Origin of the sequence: Bradyrhizobium huanghuaihaiense, assembly GCF_025200885.1 — a bacterium.
Classification (GTDB): domain Bacteria; phylum Pseudomonadota; class Alphaproteobacteria; order Rhizobiales; family Xanthobacteraceae; genus Bradyrhizobium; species Bradyrhizobium huanghuaihaiense.
The window spans coordinates 2,536,389-2,552,830 of the sequence record NZ_CP104172.1 but is presented as its reverse complement, the minus strand read 5'-3'; the positions used below and the strand labels follow the sequence as shown (position 1 = coordinate 2,552,830).

The following is a 16,442-nucleotide window of genomic DNA, read 5'->3' as shown; positions in this document are numbered from 1 at the left end:
TTGACAACCTTATCGCGACCGCCCATGCGGCTACAACGTTACTGTTGGTTGATTTGTCCAAACTCGCCATAGACCGCCTCCCCGACCAGCTCCGTCCCAACCTCCGCCTCGTCTTCGTCGGCACCGCCGCCTCGACGCGCTCGGCCGGGCTCGGGCACTACTACGCCCATCCCGGCAACCGCTTCTGGCGCGCGATCCATGAGGCCGGGATCACGCCGCGGCGTTATCAGCCGGGCGAGTTCACATCGCTGATCGCGCTCGGGATCGGCTTCACCGATCTTTCCAAGTCGGGCGCGGGGATGGACCACCAGATCGCGGCGGAGACGATCGACGTGGCGGGGTTCAGGGCGAAGATGGAAAAGTATCGGCCGCGGACGATTGCGTTCACGAGCAAGAAGGCGGCGAGCTTGTTTTACGGCAGGCCGTCAGCTGCGATTGCGCTGGGGCGGCAGCCGCGTGACGGAAGCTGGCCGGAGATTTTTGTGCTGCCGTCGCCATCAGGTGCTGCGTCGGGGAGTTGGACGCTGGAGCCGTGGCGGGAGCTTGCGGCGTGGATTGCTGCGTAGGGTGGGTTGGCGCTGGCGCCGCAAACTCAGTCGTCGTCCTGGCGAAAGCCAGGACCCATTACCCCAAGGAGAGGTTTGGCGAAGACTCGTGGTCCGGTACTGCGACCAATCGCAATCGATAAATCACGCGGTATGGGTCCTGGCTTTCGCCAGGACGACACTGTGGGTCTGGCTTGCGAACCTGCTCAAACACGAAGGCCTCGTAGGGTGGGCAAAGGCGCGTCAGCGCCGTGCCCACGATTTCTCCGTGGGTCCCGACAGTGCGTGGGCACGGCGCGCGAAGAGCGCGCCTTTGCCCACCCTACGGTACCGTGGCCCCCTCAGCCCGCATACGCCCTGTCCAGCTCCGCGATCACGATCTTCCGCATCCCCATCATCGCCTGCATCACGCGGTTCGCTTTGGTGCGGTCGGGGTCGCCGAGATAGCGGCCGAGCGCCGCCGGGATCACCTGCCAGGACAGGCCGAATTTGTCCTTGAGCCAGCCGCACCTCGACTCCTCGCCGCCGTCGGCGGTGAGCGCTTTCCAGAAATAGTCGACCTCGCCTTGCGTCTCGACGCTGATGAAGAACGACACCGCCTCGTTGAAACGATATTGCGGCCCGCCGTTGAGCGCGTTGAAGCGCTGCCCCTCCAGCTCGAACACCGCCATGAAGTCGCTGACGGTCTCGACCCTGGCATTGGGAAACACCGACTTGTAGAACGCGACGGCCTCGGGGACGTTGTTGTCGAACCAGAGGAACGGCGTGATCGAGGTCATGAATGGGGTTCCTTTCGGCTTGGGCGGGGCGCGCGGGTGCTCCAAGGACGCGGCCGGGAGGGGCGTTCCGACAAGGAGAAGCGGATTTTTTCGCCGGCCGTAGGATGGGTAGAGCGCAGCGAAACCCATCAATCGGGCCGAAACCACGGTGTCGCGGTTCAATGGCGCTGTGACGAAGCGATGGGTTTCGCTTCGCTCTACCCATCCTACGCATTGGAAAACCGGATAGCTTGTCGGAAACAGCCCCTGCCATTCGTCCTCTGAACACAGCAGGCAACCACCCCGGAGCCTCCCATGCCCACCATCACCGCCTTCGAAAACTCGCCCGACCGCGGCCGCGGGCAGGCGCGGGACATGCGCGTGCGCTGGGCGCTGGGCGCTGGAGGAGGTCGGCCAGCCCTACGACGTTCGCTTGGTCTCGTTCGCGGCAATGAAGCAGCCGGCGCATCTGGCGCTGCATCCGTTCGGGCAGATCCCGACCTTCGAAGACGGCGATCTCGCCCTGTTCGAAACCGGCGCGATCGTGCTGCACATCGCCGAGCGTCATGGCGGGCTGCTGCCGACGGATGCGAATGCCAGGAGCCGCGCGATCGCGTGGATGTTTGCCGCGCTGAACACGCTGGAGCCGCCGATCGTCGAGCTCGGCATGGCCATGCTGTTCGAGCGCGACAAGAGCTGGTACGCGGAGCGGCTGCCGATGCTGCAGGATCGTGTCCGCACCAGGCTCGGCGAACTGTCCCGCCGCCTCGGCAAAGCCGACTGGCTCGACGGCGCATTCAGCGCCGGCGATCTCATGATGGTGACGGTGCTGCGCCGGCTGAACACCTCGGGCCTGCTGGAGGAATATCCCGACATCGCCGCCTATGTCGCCCGCGGCGAGGCGCGGCCGGCGTTCGGACGTGCGTTCGATGCGCAATTGGCGGTGTTTCAGGCGGCGTCGCGTTCGTAGGAGAGCAAGGTTCGGAGCGGCGCCACACACTCTATCGTCGTCCCGGCGAAGGCCGGGACCCATACCCCCAGGGAGAGGTTTGGCGAAGACTCGTCGTTCGGTACTACGCCCGCCCACCACACTTAGATCACGCGGTATGGGTCCCGGCCTTCGCCGGGACGACAGCGTGGACTTGGCAAATTCCGTCCCCCATTGCGTCCATCTCCCCACCCCTGCATTCTACCCCGCCACCCCGGAGGAGCCGCCCCATGCTGACCCTCTATTCCTACCCGCAACTGTTCGGCGTCGCCGACAACAACGGCTACGGCCTCAAGGTCTATGCCTTCCTCAAGCTTGCGGGCGTGCCGTTCGTGCACGAGCACATCTTCGATGCCTCCGCCGCGCCGCGCGGGCAGCTGCCTTATATCGTCGACGACGGCGAGACCATCGGCGACAGCGAGACGATCATCGCGCATGTCATCGCCAAATATCGCCTGACCATCGATGCGGCGCAGTCAGCCGAGCAGCGCCGGACCAATCATCTCGTCACGCGCATGCTGGACGATCTCTACTGGGTGATGTCGTTTTCGCGCTGGAAGGACGAGCGCTTCTATCCCGCGTTCCGCGACGGTTTTATCGCGCAGCATCCGCAGGTCAGCGCCGAAGGGTTCGAGAAGGCGAAGGCGTATAACGCGCAGCGCTATCATTACCAGGGCATCGGCCGCTACGCGCCCGGAGAGGCCTATGCGCGGGGGCTTGCCGACCTGCAGGTGGTGGCGGAGATCGTGCCGGCCACAGGCTTCGTCCATGGCGCGGCGCCGACCAGTATCGATGCCGGCATCTACGGCTTTGTCGCCAACATCTATTATTTTCCGATCCCGACGCCGCTGAAGGCCTTCGTCGATGCGCATGCAAACCTCGTCGCGCATTGCGAGCGGATCCATGCGGCGATCGGAAAATCGTAGGGTGGGTTAGCTCGCGGCCGCGCAGAGCGCGGTCCGCGGGCGTAAGCCACCTCTTCTTTTTCCGCGGCGGCAGAAGTGGTGGGTTACGCCCTGCCGATGCGCTTCGCGCATCCGCAAGGCTAACCCACCCTACGGCACCGCCCCTACCGCATCGTGATCGCGAGCCCGCTCAGATCCGCATTCGCCATCAGGCCGACCTGCGTGCCCGTGAGCTCCAGCACCGCGCCCTTCTGGTTGGTGAGCACGATGGCGCGGGCGCCGCGGCCGACGGCGAGGCCCGCGCCGGCCGCGCCATAGACGCCGGCGACGTCGGAGGGACGGTTGATGTTGGAGACGCGGCCGCGCAGCACGGTCTTGGATCCGCCGAACACGAGGCCGTAGTCGAGCCCGCCGGTGGAGAGCCCATAGGAGCGGCCACGGAAGTTCAGCACGCCGGAGCCGCCCGAGCCGCCGATGATCCAGCCCGCCTTGTAGATCGTCAGCACCACGGTGCCGCCGTCGGCCAGCGCCGAGGTCGAAAGGCCGGCGAGCGCGGCAATGGCGACCAGCGCGGCGCGAAGGGTGCTAGCGATCTTCATGGAGTGTCTCCGGGGGCTATTTTTTTGGGAGGGAAACGAATCAGACGCGGCCAATCTATCCGATCGATCGCGGCGGCAACATGATGGCAGGGCGTTTCCGCCAGTACGGCGGCGGCTGGACTCGCGGACGGTCCCTCATTCTCCGTCATTGCGAGCGCAGCGACTTGTCCGCCGAAGCCTCGGCGAAGGCGGAAGCAATCCAGAATCCTTCCGCGGGGCCAATCTGGATTGCTTCGCGGAGCCTGTCATCGGGCCGCGCTTCGCGCGGACCCGGTGGCTCGCAATGACGGGGTGGCTGCATTCCGGCCTTTCCTGCCAGCGGCTGCACGCGGGGAGAGGCGAACCACCGCGCTCGCGGACAACCACCGCCACCATGCCATTATGCCCCTGTTTTGCCCGACGACGCAAACGAATATTTCGCTCTTCCCGAAATCGAAAAAGCCCAATGATTTCGGCCTCATCTCTACTGTGCATGGGGTTGTTTTCGCACTTTTTATTTTTGCGCCCTCCGATGCCGATTGCAACTCCCCCGCATCCCGCTACGCTCCTGCTCCCGACACGCCCACGAGGTGATGCCATGCCGATCCAGCATTTCGCGGCCCCGCCGCACGTCAAGGCGCCGCCGCTGTCCTTTGCGACACGCGTCGGCGACCTCCTGTTCGTCTCGGGCATTCCCGGCTTCGACGCCCATGGCGCGCTGCCCGACGGCTTCGAGGCGCAGTTCGCCAATGTCGTCGTCAACATCAAGCGCGTGCTGGACGAGGCCGGGGCGACCTTGCGCGACCTCGCCAAGGTCAACGTGCTCCTGACCCGCGCATCGGACGTTGCCGCCATGAACGCGCTCTATGCCGGCGCCTTCGGCCCGCCGCCCTACCCCGCGCGCACCACATGCGTGGTGCATGCGCTGCCCGATCCGAAGATGCTGATCGAGATCGAGGCGGTCGCGTCGCTTTTGAAGTAAGCACGTGTGGCTTGCCGGGCACGCGGCCGAACCAAATGCCCTGCGCCGCCTGACGTATCCGTGAAACGGCACCTCCCCGGCTTGCCAAGGGCCGGCTTTTACCGCACGAATTTTCGGGTCACACTTCCCCACAAGGAGATATTTCATGCGTCGCGTTCTCGCCCTCTGTGCCGTTGCCGGCATCGCTAGTTCCGTGTTCGCCTTGCCCGCCTCGGCGGCAGTCGGCTATTACGTGATCCGCTGGGACAACACCGGCATCTGCCAGGTCTGGAACGAGGACCTGAAGTACAAGCCGTTCCAGTGGGGCGTGTCGACCTACAAGGTCGTCAGCAAGCCGGTCCCGACCTTCCAGGCCGCGTCCGACCTCCAGATCAAGATGCGCGCCGAGCGCCGCTGCACGCTCTAGGCTTGAGGCGACAGATCGGATTCGAAGGGCGGATCGCACGCAGCGGCCCGCCCTTCCTCTTTTTGGCGGAGCCCTCTTTTTCAGCCGAATACGCGCATTTCCAGCGCCTGCGCTTTGAACCTCGTCAGCGCGCGGAACTACTCACCTCTTGTCCGGGGCGCAGGCCAAGAAGCACCCCGCGCCACGCCTCCCCATCGTTGTCGGGAGGCGCATCACATCTTTCATTTTTAGGAGCTGATCATGCGTCGTCTTTCCATGCTGTGCGCTGCTGCGGGTCTTGCCGTCACTGCCTTCGTCGCCGCGAGCCCTGCCGAAGCCAGCTATCATCTGATCCGCTGGCAGGACACCGGCTTCTGCCAGATCTGGGACGAGAGCATCCCGACCGCGCCGTGGCCGGCCGGCTATCACCGCGCCAGCGCGACCGTGCCGACCTTCCTCGACGCGCTCGTGGTGAAAGACAATGCGCTGAAGACCGGCCACTGCAGCTGGTAAGATTCGATCGGCGGACGACAAGGGCCGGGCAAGGATGCGATGCTAGCATCCTTGCCCGTTCGCGTTTCCATCCAGCGTTTCATTCAGCGTTTCTATTCAGACCTGGCGGGATCAATCGATGCGCAGGCTCACCACGACGGCAGCCATCTTCGCCTTGTCGCTCGCGCTCGTCTCGACAGCGCCGGCGCAGGCGCCGCAATCCTTCCGCGTGATCTCGCCCATCTTCGGCCAGCTCGTCAGTTTCGCGATGCCGTCGAATTTCGCGGTGGTGTTCGAGAACACCAAAGGGGGCCACTACATCCGTGAAGCCGTGCTGAAGGGCGAGACGCCCGAGCAGTGGAGCCAGATGATCACGGTCACGGGCGAGAAGGGCATGACGCTGACGCCGGATGCATCGCCCGAAAATTTCGCCGGCACCATCGCCGGCGGCTTCAGATCGGCCTGCCCCGACAGCTTTGCGGCGCAGCCGCTCGGCGCCATGACGTTCGGCCGCTTCGAGGCATTCGCCGCCGTGATCGGCTGCGGCCGCATCGACAGCGGCCCGACCCGTCACAGCGAGACCGCGCTGCTGATCACGCTGAAAGGCAGCACCGATTACTACACCATCCAATGGGCCGAGCGCGGCCCCGAGACCGACGAGCCGCCGATCAGGGACGAACGCTGGCAGGCGCGCCTGAACGATCTCAACCCGATCGCCCTCTGTCCGATCGTGCCAGGCGAAGCCGCGCCCTATCCGAGCTGCGTGAGCAAGGGGTGAGGATTCAGACCTTGTAGGGTGGGCAAAGCGGAGCGTGCCCACCACTCCATCCGTCGCGAACACGGTGGGCACGGCGCTTTGCGCCTTTGCCCACCCTACGAGATCCCGCTCGATCCCTCACGCGTCCTTGTGCGCGCCGGGATGGATCAGGACGTCGCGCGCGGCGGCGAGGTCGATGAAGGCCTGCGCGGTGCCGCCGTGGTCGGGATGCATGCCCTTGGCGGCACGGCGGTAGGCCTGGTTGATGTCGTCGCAGGTGAGCTGCACTGCGAGCGGCAGGCCCAGCATCTTGCGCGCGCGATCCTCGCTGGAGAGCTTCTTCGGCATCGCGTTGCGGCGGCCGAAGCGCGGCGCGGTCAGGCCATGAACGACCTCGAGCACCACACCGAGCCGGCGCTGGGCCGCCTGCGTGACGCTGTGATCGTCGTTGACCACGGCCTGGCGCAGCACCGGAAGCGCCTGCTCGGCGGCCTGTCGCAGCGTCGCATCCGTGCTCATCCGCACGATCTCGGCCACGACCCGGCCAGCCTCGGCCCAGTCGGCCGGCTGTGCCGACCGCAGGCGCTCGAGAGCGAGTTTCCAGGATTCAAGCCGTTCCATCATGCGCGCAACGTTTAGCAACACGGATCAGTATGCCAAGGCCGCCGTTTCCGACCCCTTAATTTCGGGTTAGCCTTTCATGAAACTTAGAAACGAAATCGGGAGGAAAATGTCATGGCATTGCTCGCAAACCACATCGCTGTCGTCACGGGCGCCGGGTCCGGTATCGGCCGCGCGATCGCGGCCGGCTATGCCCGCGAGGGCGCGCACGTGGTGCTGCTCGACGTCAACGCCGACACGGTCGCGGAGGTCGCCCAGGAGATCCGAAAATCGGGCGGCAAGGCCGACAGCTTCGCACTCGACGTGACCAAACGTGATGATTGCTTTGCGCTGGCAAAGCAGGTCGCGGGCAAGGTCGGGCAGGTCTCGATCCTCGTCAACAATGCCGGTATCACCCGCCGCAACGCCTTCACCGCCGAGACCGAGACGGTGGCGAAGGACTGGAACGACATCATCTCGCTCAACCTCAACGGCGTCTTCAACATGGCGCAGGCCTTCCTCGCGCCGTTGCGCGCGAGCAAAGGCCGCATCGTCAATATCGGCTCGATCCAGTCCTTCGTGCATCTGCGCACGCCGAGCTCGGCGGCGTATACGACGTCGAAACACGGCGTGCTCGGCTTCACCAAGGCGCTCGCGGTCGAGCTCGGCAAGGAAGGCGTGCGCGTCAACGCGATCGGACCGGGATTAATCGAGACCAACATCAACGCCCATGTGCGTGCGACCAATCCGGCGCTGGTGCAGGCTTTCGTCGACCACACGCCGCTGGCGCGCACCGGCAAGCCCGAGGACATCGTGGGCCCCGCGATCTTCCTCGCCTCGGATATGTCAGCCTATGTCACGGGCACGATCGTGATGGTTGACGGCGGGTACCGGACGGTGTGAGGCGCGGCCCTCTGTCATCACACGCGGTGTCATCGTCCGCTTCCCGGGGCATGACTCCGTGTTTGTCGCGCGCGAGATAGGTCCGCATCGCCATGCATCTTCTGCCAAACGCGGCCGCTTCGCGGCATTCCTGAGGTCATCTGGTGCGATCGTCCGCAATTAACCTTTCATTAACCAAACCCGCCCACCGTGGTTCTACGGCCTGGGGGTCGTTGTTCTCGATCCGCTTCCAGCGAAGGAAGCGGGCGTTGATCGGGGTGTGTTGATGACCACTGTTCATGTCGCGGCGCCGCAGGACGCACAATTCCTCGCTCCGAACCAGATCGTTCCACTGCTGATCGGCGCAACCGTCGACGAGGTCGAGCGCGAGCTCGTGCTCCAGACGCTCGCCCGCTGCGACGGCAACCGCACACGCGCATCGCGCGTGCTCGGCCTGTCGGTGCGCACGCTGCGCAACAAGATCAGGCTCTATGCCGCCTCCGGCATCGAGGTGCCGACCTGTCAGGAGTAGTGCGCAACTGCGTGCGGACGATCAATCCGCCTGCGAGGCTGTGCCGCCAGACAAGCGGCGCAGCCCGCGCTGTGCACACATGCCAGCCAGCATCGCAAGTGCGATGACCGCGACCGCCGCCGCAATCAGCTCGATTGCGCGAAGAGCGAAAGCCGTCATGACGGCCCATGCCGGCTGCGGCTCCTCGGCGAAGGCAATCGGCACGATGTCAGGCACGAGCAGCTGGGCGATGACGACGGCCGCGGCAAGGACCGCGACGGACAGGCAGAACATCTTCAATGCTGCGCGCATCGATCGCTCCTCGCGATGATCATGGCCCTGCGCAACTCAATGACACGTCGCCTCGCTCCGTCGATTGATGTTGATCAAGCGCAGCACGATGCGCCGGTGGAATTGCTGCTGTCGTCAAACGCCGCTAAGTAGCTTGCTTCCGGTCAAGGGAGCAGTGGTGTGGCAGACGATCAGGGACGGCAGGGACCTCCGGGTCCGCGTGGGCGGCAGGGCGAACCGGGACGGCCGGGACCGCAGGGTCATCCGGGCAAGCGGGGCCCGGACGGCGCGCGCGGCAAGCCGGGGCCGCAGGGCAAGCCGGGACCGATCGGAAAGGCGGGACCGCTGGGCAAGGCCGGTCCGCAAGGCAAGCAGGGCGAAGCCGGCCCGCGTGGCGCGGCCGGCCCGCAGGGTTCGGTCGGACCGGCGGGGCCGCAAGGTGCGCGCGGCGAGCAAGGTCCGCCCGGCCCGCTGCCGTCGATCGAGCAGGTGCTGCCGTGGCTCGACCAGCTCTTCGACGCCTGGGACGAGCGCCGCCGCCAGCGCGAACGTGAAGCCGCCGAGCGCGCGGCGCTCGAGGCCGCCGTCCAGGAGGCCGGTGAGCCGATCGCCGATGACGAGGGCGACGACGGCGAAGCCGACGATCACAGGAAAAAGAAGAAAAAGAAGAAGCACGGCAACAAGAGCTAGCGGCCGCACACGTGCCCCGGACGCAGCGCAGCACGCAGTGATGCGCTGCTGAGCCGGGGCCCACGACGCTGAAACGTGGAGGCGACCTCTAGGTCTCGGCTCTGCGTCGCACCGCTAGCGCGCTGCGCCGCGTCCGGGACACGCAGAGCGATCAAGAAGCCGCGGAGGAATCATCCCGGCGCGACAGCATGCCCATGCGCTCGAACTGCCAGCGCATGGCGCGATACCAGAGATAGCCGACCGCTGCGCCGCACAGCGCAAGGATGACGACGCTCGCGCTCGAGAACGAGCCGCTCCACCACATCATCCACGCGGTCCACAGCAGCGTGAAGATGATGGCACCTGCCTTGAGAGGAAGAAGGGGGCGGCTCATGGTCGTGCTCCGGGCTGTCAAAACCCCGGCAGGCACCATCGCAAGGTGAGACGCCCCTTACCGTGAGCCAGATCACGGAAGAGCCCCCTGGAGCCTCTAACCGAACCGCAACCGCGAACGCTCCTTCGCCTTCTCCGCCTCGACCTCGCGGTCGCGCGCCGGGGCATGGGTGTGCAGCGAGACCAGGAGCTTTCGCGCGGCTTCCGAGACCTCTGCCACGGCGAGGTCGAAGGCGGCCTCGTTGGCCTGCGACGGCTTGTTGAAGCCGGACAGCTTTCGCACGAACTGGAGCGCGCTGGCGTGGATCTCGTCCTCCGTCGCCGGCGGCTCGAAGTTGAACAGCGTCTTGATGTTGCGGCACATGCGGCGTCTCTCTCCCTGGGTTTCCATAAGGACGATCGGCGGAGGCGAAATCCTACATCCTTCCCCGCACTTCTGCTAAGTTCCGCCGCAAGGCGGCCGCTGAGCATGAGCCGCACGGGGAGAGAGACATGAAAGCTTCTTGCGCGGCGCTGGCAGGCGCTCTGCTGTCCTTTTCGACATGGGCGGTGGCTGCCGATTATCCCACGCCCAAGCAAGGCGACTGGGTCGCCAGGGACTTCAAGTTCCACACCGGCGAGGCCATGCCGGAGCTGAAGCTGCACTACACCACAATCGGCGAGCCGACCGGCCAGCCAGTATTGGTGCTGCATGGGACGGGCGGCTCCGGCGCGAGCATGCTGACGCCGTCCTTTGCCGGCGAGCTGTTCGGCGCCGGGCAGCCGCTCGACGCGTCCAAATATTACATCATCATTCCCGACAGCATCGGCCACGGCAAATCGTCAAAACCGTCCGACGGCATGAAGACGAGCTTTCCAAAATACGATTACGACGACATGGTCGAGGCGCAATATCGCCTGGTGACGGAGGGCCTCGGCGTCAAGCATCTGCGGCTCGTCATCGGCAATTCGATGGGCGGCATGCACACCTGGCTGTGGGGCGAGAAATATCCGAAGGCGATGGACGCGCTGATCCCGATGGCCTCGCAGCCGACTGAGATGGCATCGCGCAACTGGATGCTGCGGCGGATCATGCTCGACACCATCCGCAACGATCCCGACTACAACGGCGGCAACTACACCAGCCAGCCGCGCATGATGAAATACGCCATCACCGCCTACGGCATCGCCAGCATCGGCGGCACGCTGGCCTATCAATCGCAGGCGCCGACGGCGGCCAAGGCCGACAAGATCGTCGACGACCGGCTGGCGACGCCGATCACGGCGGATACCAACGACTTCCTCTACCAGTGGGAATCCTCACACGACTACAATGCGAGCGAGAAGCTCGAAGCCATCGAGGCCTCGCTGCTGCTGATCAATTCCGCCGACGACGAGCGCAACCCGCCCGAGACCGGCCTCACGGACGCTGCGATGAAGCGCGTCAAGAACGGCCGCCTCTACCTGATCCCCGCCAGCACCGAGACGCGCGGCCACGGCACCACCAGCAATGCAAAGTTCTACAGCGAGCAAATCAGACAATTTCTGCAAACCGCGCCGCAGCGGACGATGTAGGACGACGGGGCGCAAATCCACATATCGCAATGCATCATATGCGGCGCCTCGGCGCCGCATATTATTTGAGCATGCAATGCGGCGGCAGCTCGGGCTTAATCGCGTCAACGATACGAATCGACGCGCGGGACAGTCGCGCGCCAATGAACGATGCGCGAGGAGGAAGATCGCATGCACAGGCTCGCACTGTGCGTCTGGCTGGCCGCGCTGACGAGCGCCGCGTTCGCATTCGACAACGGGCAATACGATCACGTCCCGCCCGACATTCGCGCCTGGTTCAAGAGCGTGATCGCGCCGAACGGCGTGCCCTGCTGCGACATCTCCGACGGCCATCGCACCGAATACGACGTGCGCGGCGGCACCTATTGGGTCCCGATCGAGGGTCAGTGGATGGAGGTCCCCGAACGCGCCATCATCCGCGATCAGGGCAATCCGGTCGGTCAGGCCGTGGTGTGGTACGTCCGCCATCGCGGCGCCATCATCATCAGCTGCTTCGTGCCGGCCGATGCGGTGTAGCGTGTCGTGGTGGATTTCATTGGCTGGAAGCAGATCGATCGGGTAGTTTGACGCCGAGCCGACAGGGAGGCACGCCGTTGACCGATCTTTGCGCCGAAGACCTCGCCACCATCTATGCCAAACCGACGCCGCGTGTGATCGCGAAGGCACGCCCCGCGATCGATGCGCATGCGAAGAAGTTCATCGAGATGTCGCCGTTCTGCGTGCTCGCAACGTCGGGCACTGACGGGAGCGTCGACGCCTCGCCGCGCGGTGGCGGCATCGGCTTCGTCCGCGTCGCCGGTCCCAACCAGTTGCTGATGCCCGACCGCTCCGGCAACAACCGGATCGACAGTTTTCGCAACGTCGTCGAAGGCTCGGGCTTCGTGCACCTGTTGTTCTTCGTCCCCGGCATCGACGAGACGCTGCGCGTCGGCGGACGCGGCACGCTGTCGGCCGATCCGGACCTGCTCGCCTCCATGGTGGAATTCGGCAAACCGCCGCGCGCGGTGCTGAGCGTCGCCGTCAGCGAAGTCTATTTCCACTGCGGCAAGGCGCTGATGCGGTCGAAGCTATGGTCGGGGGACAAGGTGCAGCGCTCGGTGATGCCGAGCATCACCGAGGTCATTCACGAGCAGACCGGCCTCGGCGAGCCGGAAAGCCAGGCGATTACGGAAGAGCGCTACAAGGCGCAGCTGTAGGTGGCGCGGCGACTAAAGCAGCCACAGTGTCGTCCCGGCGAAAGCCGGGACCCATAACCCCAAGGAGGGGTTTGGCGACGACTGGCAATGAAGAGTTCGTCCCGCGGTACTAACACCGGCGCTTGCAGATAGATCACGCGGTATGGGTCCCGGCCTTCGCCGGGACGACACCGGAGTATGCAGCTAACGCGGAGTATGCGGCTAGCGCCGGAGCTTAATGCCCCTCGCCCTCGAGCCCGCCGACGTGCTTCTGGGTGTAGAGCTCAAGGCCGATGCGGCCGATCAGGTCGAGCTGGGTTTCGAGGAAGTCGATGTGATGCTCCTCGTCGCTCATCAGCTTTTCGAACAGGTCGCGCGTGACGTAGTCCTTGACGCTGTGGCAATAGGTGGCCGCTTCCTGATAGAGCGCCCGCGCGCTCATCTCGGCGGCGAGATCGCACTCGATGATCTCCTTGACGTTCTGGCCGATGCGCAGGGGATCGAGCACCTGCATGTTCGGGAAGCCGTCGAAGAACAGGATGCGCGCGGTGAGCTTGTCGGCGTGCTCCATCTCCTCGATGGACTCCTTGCGCCAGACCTTGGCCATGTCGAGGAGGCCCCAATTGTCGAGGAAGCGATAGTGCAGCCAGTACTGGTTGATCGCAGTCAGCTCGTGACGCAGTGCCTTGTTGAGATAGTCGATGACTTTTGCGTCGCCCTGCATGGTTCACTCCAGCTCTTGCAGTCCAAAACGGCCCTAACCGTATTTAGAATGCTTCTAAGTCAGTTCGAAGACCAGAGCAACCGGCTACGCAGACGCAGCCGGGGAAAAGCTCAGCCGATAGTGCGGAAGATTTCAGCAGGCCGCGAGTGCGAACTTGGCGGGCTCGGCCGTCTCGTCATTGGCGGCCACGGTGTGGGAATGCGGACAGCCGGCACAGCAGGACTTGGCGCAGGGACCAAGCGCTTCGTCGATGATGGTCTTGATGGTCCGGGCGCAGCGGCCGCATTCGGCGCTACAGCCGAGACATCCATAGACCTGCTTGGCATGACGCACGGCGTCGTCGGACTCGGCGACGGCGGCGCGGATATCATCATCGCTCAACACGTTACAGGAACAAACGATCATGGAAGCGGCAGGCCCTTCGGTGATGCGCCATCATCGATATTTAACGGGCCAGCCGGATGCAAAGGGAAAAACCGGTATTTGAAGCTATTCCAAACTGGCCCGGAAACAGCCTAGAACGGCTCTAAAATAAGGTATTGCGGTGGATCAAGATTGCAACGCCTAGTCGCCGCCACCGCCTCCCCCACCGTCGCCGCCGCCCCCGCAATCTCCGCCACTGCTGCCGCTGTCGCCGCTCGAACAGCTGCCGCTGTCGGTCGAGCTGCTCGAACTGTCGCTGGAGAACCAGCTGCCCAGCGAGAAGCCGTCACTGGTCCCCGAATAGCTGTCGCCACCGGCTCCTCCATCACCGCCGGCCCCTGCGCGCGAGCGCCGCTGACCGCGGTTCTTGAGATGGGTGATCCAGCCGTAACCGACGGCGAAGATGACCCCGGCCGCAATCAATGCATTGATCATCGCGTTGCCCATCATCGTCTCCCTGGCGACCTGCGGTCCTACCAATTGGTCGTCCCCGGCAAAGGTGCCGTTCATTGATCATTCAAACGAAGTATGGAACTCTGTTCCCCAAAGAGTTCCCGCGTGCTTATGCAAAAGGTCAATCGATGAAGAAGTCCCTCCTGACAGTCGCTGCCCTCGTCACATTGGCTCTGACGGCCGGAACCCCGGCCCATGCCCAGCGCGGCGTCGCTGCCGGCGTGGCGGCGGGGATCATCGGCGGCGCCATCGTCGGCGGCGCGCTGGCTTCTCCGTATTATTACGGACCAGGCCCCGGCTATTACGAACCGGGCTACTACCCGCCCCGCTACTACGCGCCGGGCCCGGGATATGTCGCCGACGACTATTACGGCGGCTGCGTCTGGCAGAAGCAGCGCTTCTGGGACGGCTATGCCTGGCGCGTCCGCCGCGTCCGGGTTTGCGGCTGAAGCGCTTGAGCCGGCTCGTTTGCAGCGCTTGCCTGGACCGGTTGACTACGGATATGCCGTTCATCTTGGAGCCCGAAAAAGACCGCTTTTTCTCGTCACAGCTCCGTGTGCGTTTACCGTGGATTGACCATTTGCGCGCTTCCTAGCCGCAAGGCCATTTCCATCAGAGTGTGCGTGAACCTTTGAACCCCGGGCGCCTCTAACAAGAGGAACCCATCTCCCAGGAGAGCCAAGAGCATGAAGAAGACTTTAGTTGCCGCCCTCACGGTTGCGACGGTCGCCGGTTCGCTGGTGACCGCCACTCCGTCTGCCAAAGCCGGTGACAACATCGGCGCCGGCATCGCAGCCGGCCTGATTGGCGGCGCCATCGTCGGCGGCGCCATCGCGTCGAGCCGGCCCGCTTATGGCGGCCCCGTTTACGTTGCCGAGCCCCCGCCGCCCGCGCCCTGCTACTGGCGTCGTGAGCGCTATTGGGACGGCTACGGCTGGGTCAGCCGCCCGGTTCGCGTCTGCTACTGATCTGATCGGCTGGCGCATGCGCGCCGCGATCAAGAAGCCCGGCCGAGAGCATCGGCCGGGCTTTTTCTTTGGTGAGACGCTAAAGCGCGATGAGATTTGGATGAATCGTCATCGCGCTTCAGGTTGTTGTTTGCGCATGATCTTTCCGGAAAACCGCTTCGCACTTTTCCGGATCATGCGTTAGCGCGCCGCCTGGATCGAGCGCAGCACCTCTTCACTCGGCCAGCAATCGACCTTGAGTCCCGCCGACTTCTGATAGGCGCCGAGCGCGGCACGCGTCTGCATGCCGGCCTTGCCGTCGATCTTGTCCTTGTAGAGCCCGACGCGGGTGAGCCCGCGCTGCATGGTCTCGACATCCTTGGTGCGCAATTGCTTCGAGGCCGACCAGGGCGTCGCGAACGGCAGCGGGCTCGTCATGCGATCGCTGAGATGGCCGACGAACAGCACGTAGAGATCGGAGAAATTGTATTCCTTGATGACGAAATAGTTCTTCGTCGTGAGGAACGACGGACCATAGATGCCTTCGGGCTGAAGCAGCGAGGCCGGCTGCGCCTGCTCTGCGGCGCTGAGCTTTTGCCCGCGCACCGGCACGAAGCCTTCACGCAGCCACTGGCCGATCGGCTTCGTCACCTCGGGCACGCCCGTCGTGCAATCGACCTTCGCCGGCGCCTGCACCTCGTAGGCCCAGCGCACGCCGCTCTGCCAGCCCTTGTTGACGAGCTGCTGCGCGGCGGAAGCGAGCGCGTCCGGCACCGAATGCCAGATGTCGATGCGACCATCGCGGTCGAAATCGACGCCGTGCTTATAATACTCCGACGGCAGGAACTGCGTGAGTCCGGTGGCGCCCGCCCAGGACGAGCGCATGTCCTTGCGCGTCACCACGCCTTCGCCGAGGATCTTCAGCGCCAGGATGAACTCGTTGCGATAGGTGTCCTTGCGCCGACCGACATAGGCCTGCGTCGCCAACACACGAACCAGATCATAGGGCAGCGTATAGCGGCCGTAGTCGGTCTCGCGTCCCCAGATCGCGAGCATGACGGTCGCGGGTACGCCGGAGCTCTTCTCGATCTCGGTCAGCGCCGGACGATACTTTTGCAGGAGCCGCTGTCCCTCGCCCGCAAGCCGCGCGATCGAGGCGTCCTTGACGTAGTCGGCCGGCACCTGCACGAACTCGGCCTGCGACGGCGCGCCGGTCGCGGGCCGTCCCGGCAGGATCAGATCGGGCAGCTTGTAGTCGGGCTCGAGCCCGCGCGTCTGCTCGTCGAACGTGGCGCGCGAGACGCCGGCGGCCTGCGCCTCCGGCCAGAGCGAGGCGATGAACTGCGTGAAGGCCGCGTCGGCGGCGCGGGCGGACGACCAGCCGCAGGTGACGACGATCACCGCAGCGATGAGCGCCCGCCGCATCATGC

At 64.8% G+C, this 16,442-nt stretch carries 25 protein-coding genes and 1 pseudogene; 16 read left to right on the top strand and 10 right to left on the bottom strand.

Going from position 1 to position 16,442, the window contains the following annotated elements:
- Positions 1-44: 44 nt before the first annotated feature.
- The gene (locus N2603_RS12100) at positions 45-566 is read left to right on the top strand and encodes a mismatch-specific DNA-glycosylase (protein ID WP_260388921.1); all 522 of its coding nucleotides are present in this window, start codon (positions 45-47) and stop codon (positions 564-566) included.
- A 320-nt stretch (positions 567-886) separates the two neighbouring features.
- Here N2603_RS12100 and N2603_RS12095 read toward each other — a convergent pair whose 3' ends face one another.
- Positions 887-1,324 (bottom strand): VOC family protein, encoded by a 438-nt coding sequence (locus N2603_RS12095; protein WP_260388920.1) that lies wholly within the window; start codon positions 1,322-1,324, stop codon positions 887-889.
- Positions 1,325-1,618: 294 nt separating this feature from the next.
- On the opposite strand from N2603_RS12095, the pseudogene N2603_RS12090 reads away from it, so the two are divergent.
- Both N2603_RS12090 and N2603_RS12085 read left to right on the top strand, forming a co-directional pair.
- Positions 1,619-2,273 (top strand): annotated as a pseudogene (locus tag N2603_RS12090) (glutathione S-transferase family protein).
- Between the two features lie 248 nt (positions 2,274-2,521).
- Positions 2,522-3,217, top strand: a complete 696-nt coding sequence (locus tag N2603_RS12085; protein WP_260388919.1) for a glutathione S-transferase family protein — start codon at positions 2,522-2,524, stop codon at positions 3,215-3,217.
- A 143-nt stretch (positions 3,218-3,360) separates the two neighbouring features.
- Here N2603_RS12085 and N2603_RS12080 read toward each other — a convergent pair whose 3' ends face one another.
- On the bottom strand, positions 3,361-3,795 hold the full coding sequence (locus tag N2603_RS12080; protein ID WP_018641000.1) for a hypothetical protein: 435 nt from the start codon (positions 3,793-3,795) through the stop codon (positions 3,361-3,363).
- A gap of 577 nt (positions 3,796-4,372) precedes the next feature.
- Here N2603_RS12080 and N2603_RS12075 point away from each other — a divergent pair.
- The 4 genes from N2603_RS12075 to N2603_RS12060 all read left to right on the top strand — a co-directional run bounded on the left by N2603_RS12075 (position 4,373) and on the right by N2603_RS12060 (position 6,411).
- The gene (locus tag N2603_RS12075; RefSeq protein ID WP_260388918.1) at positions 4,373-4,756 is read left to right on the top strand and encodes a RidA family protein; all 384 of its coding nucleotides are present in this window, start codon (positions 4,373-4,375) and stop codon (positions 4,754-4,756) included.
- A gap of 145 nt (positions 4,757-4,901) precedes the next feature.
- Positions 4,902-5,162 (top strand): hypothetical protein, encoded by a 261-nt coding sequence (locus tag N2603_RS12070; RefSeq protein WP_260388917.1) that lies wholly within the window; start codon positions 4,902-4,904, stop codon positions 5,160-5,162.
- 240 nt (positions 5,163-5,402) lie between these two features.
- Complete coding sequence (locus tag N2603_RS12065) at positions 5,403-5,654, top strand: hypothetical protein (protein ID WP_260388916.1); 252 nt, start codon at positions 5,403-5,405, stop codon at positions 5,652-5,654.
- Positions 5,655-5,772: 118 nt separating this feature from the next.
- The gene (locus N2603_RS12060) at positions 5,773-6,411 is read left to right on the top strand and encodes a hypothetical protein (RefSeq protein WP_260388914.1); all 639 of its coding nucleotides are present in this window, start codon (positions 5,773-5,775) and stop codon (positions 6,409-6,411) included.
- A gap of 117 nt (positions 6,412-6,528) precedes the next feature.
- On the opposite strand, the gene N2603_RS12055 is transcribed toward N2603_RS12060, so the two are convergent.
- Entirely contained in the window at positions 6,529-7,014 is a 486-nt protein-coding gene (locus N2603_RS12055) for a J domain-containing protein (protein ID WP_260388912.1), read from the bottom strand.
- A 111-nt stretch (positions 7,015-7,125) separates the two neighbouring features.
- Here N2603_RS12055 and N2603_RS12050 point away from each other — a divergent pair, with 111 nt between their 5' ends.
- Together N2603_RS12050 and N2603_RS12045 are read left to right on the top strand one after the other, a co-directional pair.
- Positions 7,126-7,893, top strand: a complete 768-nt coding sequence (locus N2603_RS12050) for an SDR family NAD(P)-dependent oxidoreductase (protein ID WP_260388911.1) — start codon at positions 7,126-7,128, stop codon at positions 7,891-7,893.
- Between the two features lie 265 nt (positions 7,894-8,158).
- Positions 8,159-8,404, top strand: coding sequence for a helix-turn-helix domain-containing protein (locus N2603_RS12045; RefSeq protein WP_018641007.1), 246 nt, complete (start codon positions 8,159-8,161; stop codon positions 8,402-8,404).
- A gap of 21 nt (positions 8,405-8,425) precedes the next feature.
- Here the strand turns inward: N2603_RS12045 and N2603_RS12040 are convergent, their stop codons facing one another.
- Positions 8,426-8,695, bottom strand: coding sequence for a hypothetical protein (locus N2603_RS12040; RefSeq protein ID WP_260388910.1), 270 nt, complete (start codon positions 8,693-8,695; stop codon positions 8,426-8,428).
- 159 nt (positions 8,696-8,854) lie between these two features.
- Between N2603_RS12040 and N2603_RS12035 the strand changes: the two genes are divergently transcribed.
- Entirely contained in the window at positions 8,855-9,364 is a 510-nt protein-coding gene (locus tag N2603_RS12035; RefSeq protein WP_260388909.1) for a collagen-like protein, read from the top strand.
- Positions 9,365-9,515: 151 nt separating this feature from the next.
- On the opposite strand, the gene N2603_RS12030 is transcribed toward N2603_RS12035, so the two are convergent.
- Positions 9,516-9,737, bottom strand: coding sequence for a hypothetical protein (locus N2603_RS12030; RefSeq protein ID WP_260388908.1), 222 nt, complete (start codon positions 9,735-9,737; stop codon positions 9,516-9,518).
- Between the two features lie 96 nt (positions 9,738-9,833).
- On the bottom strand, positions 9,834-10,100 hold the full coding sequence (locus tag N2603_RS12025; protein WP_260388906.1) for a DUF2277 domain-containing protein: 267 nt from the start codon (positions 10,098-10,100) through the stop codon (positions 9,834-9,836).
- 128 nt (positions 10,101-10,228) lie between these two features.
- Between N2603_RS12025 and N2603_RS12020 the strand changes: the two genes are divergently transcribed.
- From N2603_RS12020 to N2603_RS12010, 3 genes are all read left to right on the top strand, one after another.
- Positions 10,229-11,290: an alpha/beta fold hydrolase gene (locus tag N2603_RS12020; protein WP_260388905.1), complete on the top strand. Its 1,062-nt coding sequence runs from the start codon at positions 10,229-10,231 to the stop codon at positions 11,288-11,290.
- Between the two features lie 171 nt (positions 11,291-11,461).
- Positions 11,462-11,806 carry a hypothetical protein gene (locus N2603_RS12015; RefSeq protein WP_260388904.1) on the top strand — a complete coding sequence of 115 codons (345 nt, stop codon included), beginning with the start codon at positions 11,462-11,464 and terminating at the stop codon, positions 11,804-11,806.
- A 77-nt stretch (positions 11,807-11,883) separates the two neighbouring features.
- Positions 11,884-12,486 (top strand): MSMEG_1061 family FMN-dependent PPOX-type flavoprotein, encoded by a 603-nt coding sequence (locus N2603_RS12010; protein WP_260388903.1) that lies wholly within the window; start codon positions 11,884-11,886, stop codon positions 12,484-12,486.
- 214 nt (positions 12,487-12,700) lie between these two features.
- On the opposite strand, the gene bfr is transcribed toward N2603_RS12010, so the two are convergent.
- From bfr to N2603_RS11995, 3 genes are all read right to left on the bottom strand, one after another.
- Positions 12,701-13,189 (bottom strand): bacterioferritin, encoded by a 489-nt coding sequence (bfr, locus tag N2603_RS12005; protein ID WP_018641014.1) that lies wholly within the window; start codon positions 13,187-13,189, stop codon positions 12,701-12,703.
- A gap of 132 nt (positions 13,190-13,321) precedes the next feature.
- Positions 13,322-13,594, bottom strand: coding sequence for a (2Fe-2S)-binding protein (locus N2603_RS12000; RefSeq protein ID WP_018641015.1), 273 nt, complete (start codon positions 13,592-13,594; stop codon positions 13,322-13,324).
- Between the two features lie 159 nt (positions 13,595-13,753).
- The gene (locus N2603_RS11995; RefSeq protein ID WP_260424184.1) at positions 13,754-14,062 is read right to left on the bottom strand and encodes a hypothetical protein; all 309 of its coding nucleotides are present in this window, start codon (positions 14,060-14,062) and stop codon (positions 13,754-13,756) included.
- A 131-nt stretch (positions 14,063-14,193) separates the two neighbouring features.
- On the opposite strand from N2603_RS11995, the gene N2603_RS11990 reads away from it, so the two are divergent.
- The 3 genes from N2603_RS11990 (at position 14,194) to N2603_RS11980 (ending at position 15,217) form a co-directional block, all read left to right on the top strand.
- Complete coding sequence (locus tag N2603_RS11990; protein WP_260388902.1) at positions 14,194-14,514, top strand: hypothetical protein; 321 nt, start codon at positions 14,194-14,196, stop codon at positions 14,512-14,514.
- A gap of 237 nt (positions 14,515-14,751) precedes the next feature.
- The gene (locus N2603_RS11985) at positions 14,752-15,033 is read left to right on the top strand and encodes a hypothetical protein (protein ID WP_018641019.1); all 282 of its coding nucleotides are present in this window, start codon (positions 14,752-14,754) and stop codon (positions 15,031-15,033) included.
- A gap of 16 nt (positions 15,034-15,049) precedes the next feature.
- Entirely contained in the window at positions 15,050-15,217 is a 168-nt protein-coding gene (locus N2603_RS11980; RefSeq protein WP_260388901.1) for a hypothetical protein, read from the top strand.
- Here the strand turns inward: N2603_RS11980 and N2603_RS11975 are convergent.
- Entirely contained in the window at positions 15,214-16,440 is a 1,227-nt protein-coding gene (locus tag N2603_RS11975; RefSeq protein WP_260388899.1) for a lytic murein transglycosylase, read from the bottom strand. The genes N2603_RS11980 and N2603_RS11975 overlap by 4 nt on opposite strands.
- Between the last annotated feature and the right edge of the window lie 2 nt (positions 16,441-16,442).

Coding starts and splice junctions, on each gene's coding strand:
- N2603_RS12080 (WP_018641000.1), bottom strand. CDS start 3,795: ATGAAGATCGCTAGCACCCTTCGCGCCGCGCTGGTCGCCATTGCCGCG.
- N2603_RS12015 (WP_260388904.1), top strand. CDS start 11,462: ATGCACAGGCTCGCACTGTGCGTCTGGCTGGCCGCGCTGACGAGCGCC.
- N2603_RS12030 (WP_260388908.1), bottom strand. CDS start 9,737: ATGAGCCGCCCCCTTCTTCCTCTCAAGGCAGGTGCCATCATCTTCACG.
- N2603_RS12075 (WP_260388918.1), top strand. CDS start 4,373: ATGCCGATCCAGCATTTCGCGGCCCCGCCGCACGTCAAGGCGCCGCCG.
- N2603_RS12085 (WP_260388919.1), top strand. CDS start 2,522: ATGCTGACCCTCTATTCCTACCCGCAACTGTTCGGCGTCGCCGACAAC.
- N2603_RS12050 (WP_260388911.1), top strand. CDS start 7,126: ATGGCATTGCTCGCAAACCACATCGCTGTCGTCACGGGCGCCGGGTCC.
- N2603_RS12070 (WP_260388917.1), top strand. CDS start 4,902: ATGCGTCGCGTTCTCGCCCTCTGTGCCGTTGCCGGCATCGCTAGTTCC.
- N2603_RS11975 (WP_260388899.1), bottom strand. CDS start 16,440: ATGATGCGGCGGGCGCTCATCGCTGCGGTGATCGTCGTCACCTGCGGC.
- N2603_RS12000 (WP_018641015.1), bottom strand. CDS start 13,594: ATGATCGTTTGTTCCTGTAACGTGTTGAGCGATGATGATATCCGCGCC.
- N2603_RS12095 (WP_260388920.1), bottom strand. CDS start 1,324: ATGACCTCGATCACGCCGTTCCTCTGGTTCGACAACAACGTCCCCGAG.
- bfr (WP_018641014.1), bottom strand. CDS start 13,189: ATGCAGGGCGACGCAAAAGTCATCGACTATCTCAACAAGGCACTGCGT.
- N2603_RS12060 (WP_260388914.1), top strand. CDS start 5,773: ATGCGCAGGCTCACCACGACGGCAGCCATCTTCGCCTTGTCGCTCGCG.
- N2603_RS12055 (WP_260388912.1), bottom strand. CDS start 7,014: ATGATGGAACGGCTTGAATCCTGGAAACTCGCTCTCGAGCGCCTGCGG.
- N2603_RS11995 (WP_260424184.1), bottom strand. CDS start 14,062: ATGATGGGCAACGCGATGATCAATGCATTGATTGCGGCCGGGGTCATC.
- N2603_RS12025 (WP_260388906.1), bottom strand. CDS start 10,100: ATGTGCCGCAACATCAAGACGCTGTTCAACTTCGAGCCGCCGGCGACG.
- N2603_RS12040 (WP_260388910.1), bottom strand. CDS start 8,695: ATGCGCGCAGCATTGAAGATGTTCTGCCTGTCCGTCGCGGTCCTTGCC.
- N2603_RS11985 (WP_018641019.1), top strand. CDS start 14,752: ATGAAGAAGACTTTAGTTGCCGCCCTCACGGTTGCGACGGTCGCCGGT.
- N2603_RS11980 (WP_260388901.1), top strand. CDS start 15,050: ATGCGCGCCGCGATCAAGAAGCCCGGCCGAGAGCATCGGCCGGGCTTT.
- N2603_RS12020 (WP_260388905.1), top strand. CDS start 10,229: ATGAAAGCTTCTTGCGCGGCGCTGGCAGGCGCTCTGCTGTCCTTTTCG.
- N2603_RS11990 (WP_260388902.1), top strand. CDS start 14,194: ATGAAGAAGTCCCTCCTGACAGTCGCTGCCCTCGTCACATTGGCTCTG.
- N2603_RS12065 (WP_260388916.1), top strand. CDS start 5,403: ATGCGTCGTCTTTCCATGCTGTGCGCTGCTGCGGGTCTTGCCGTCACT.
- N2603_RS12045 (WP_018641007.1), top strand. CDS start 8,159: ATGACCACTGTTCATGTCGCGGCGCCGCAGGACGCACAATTCCTCGCT.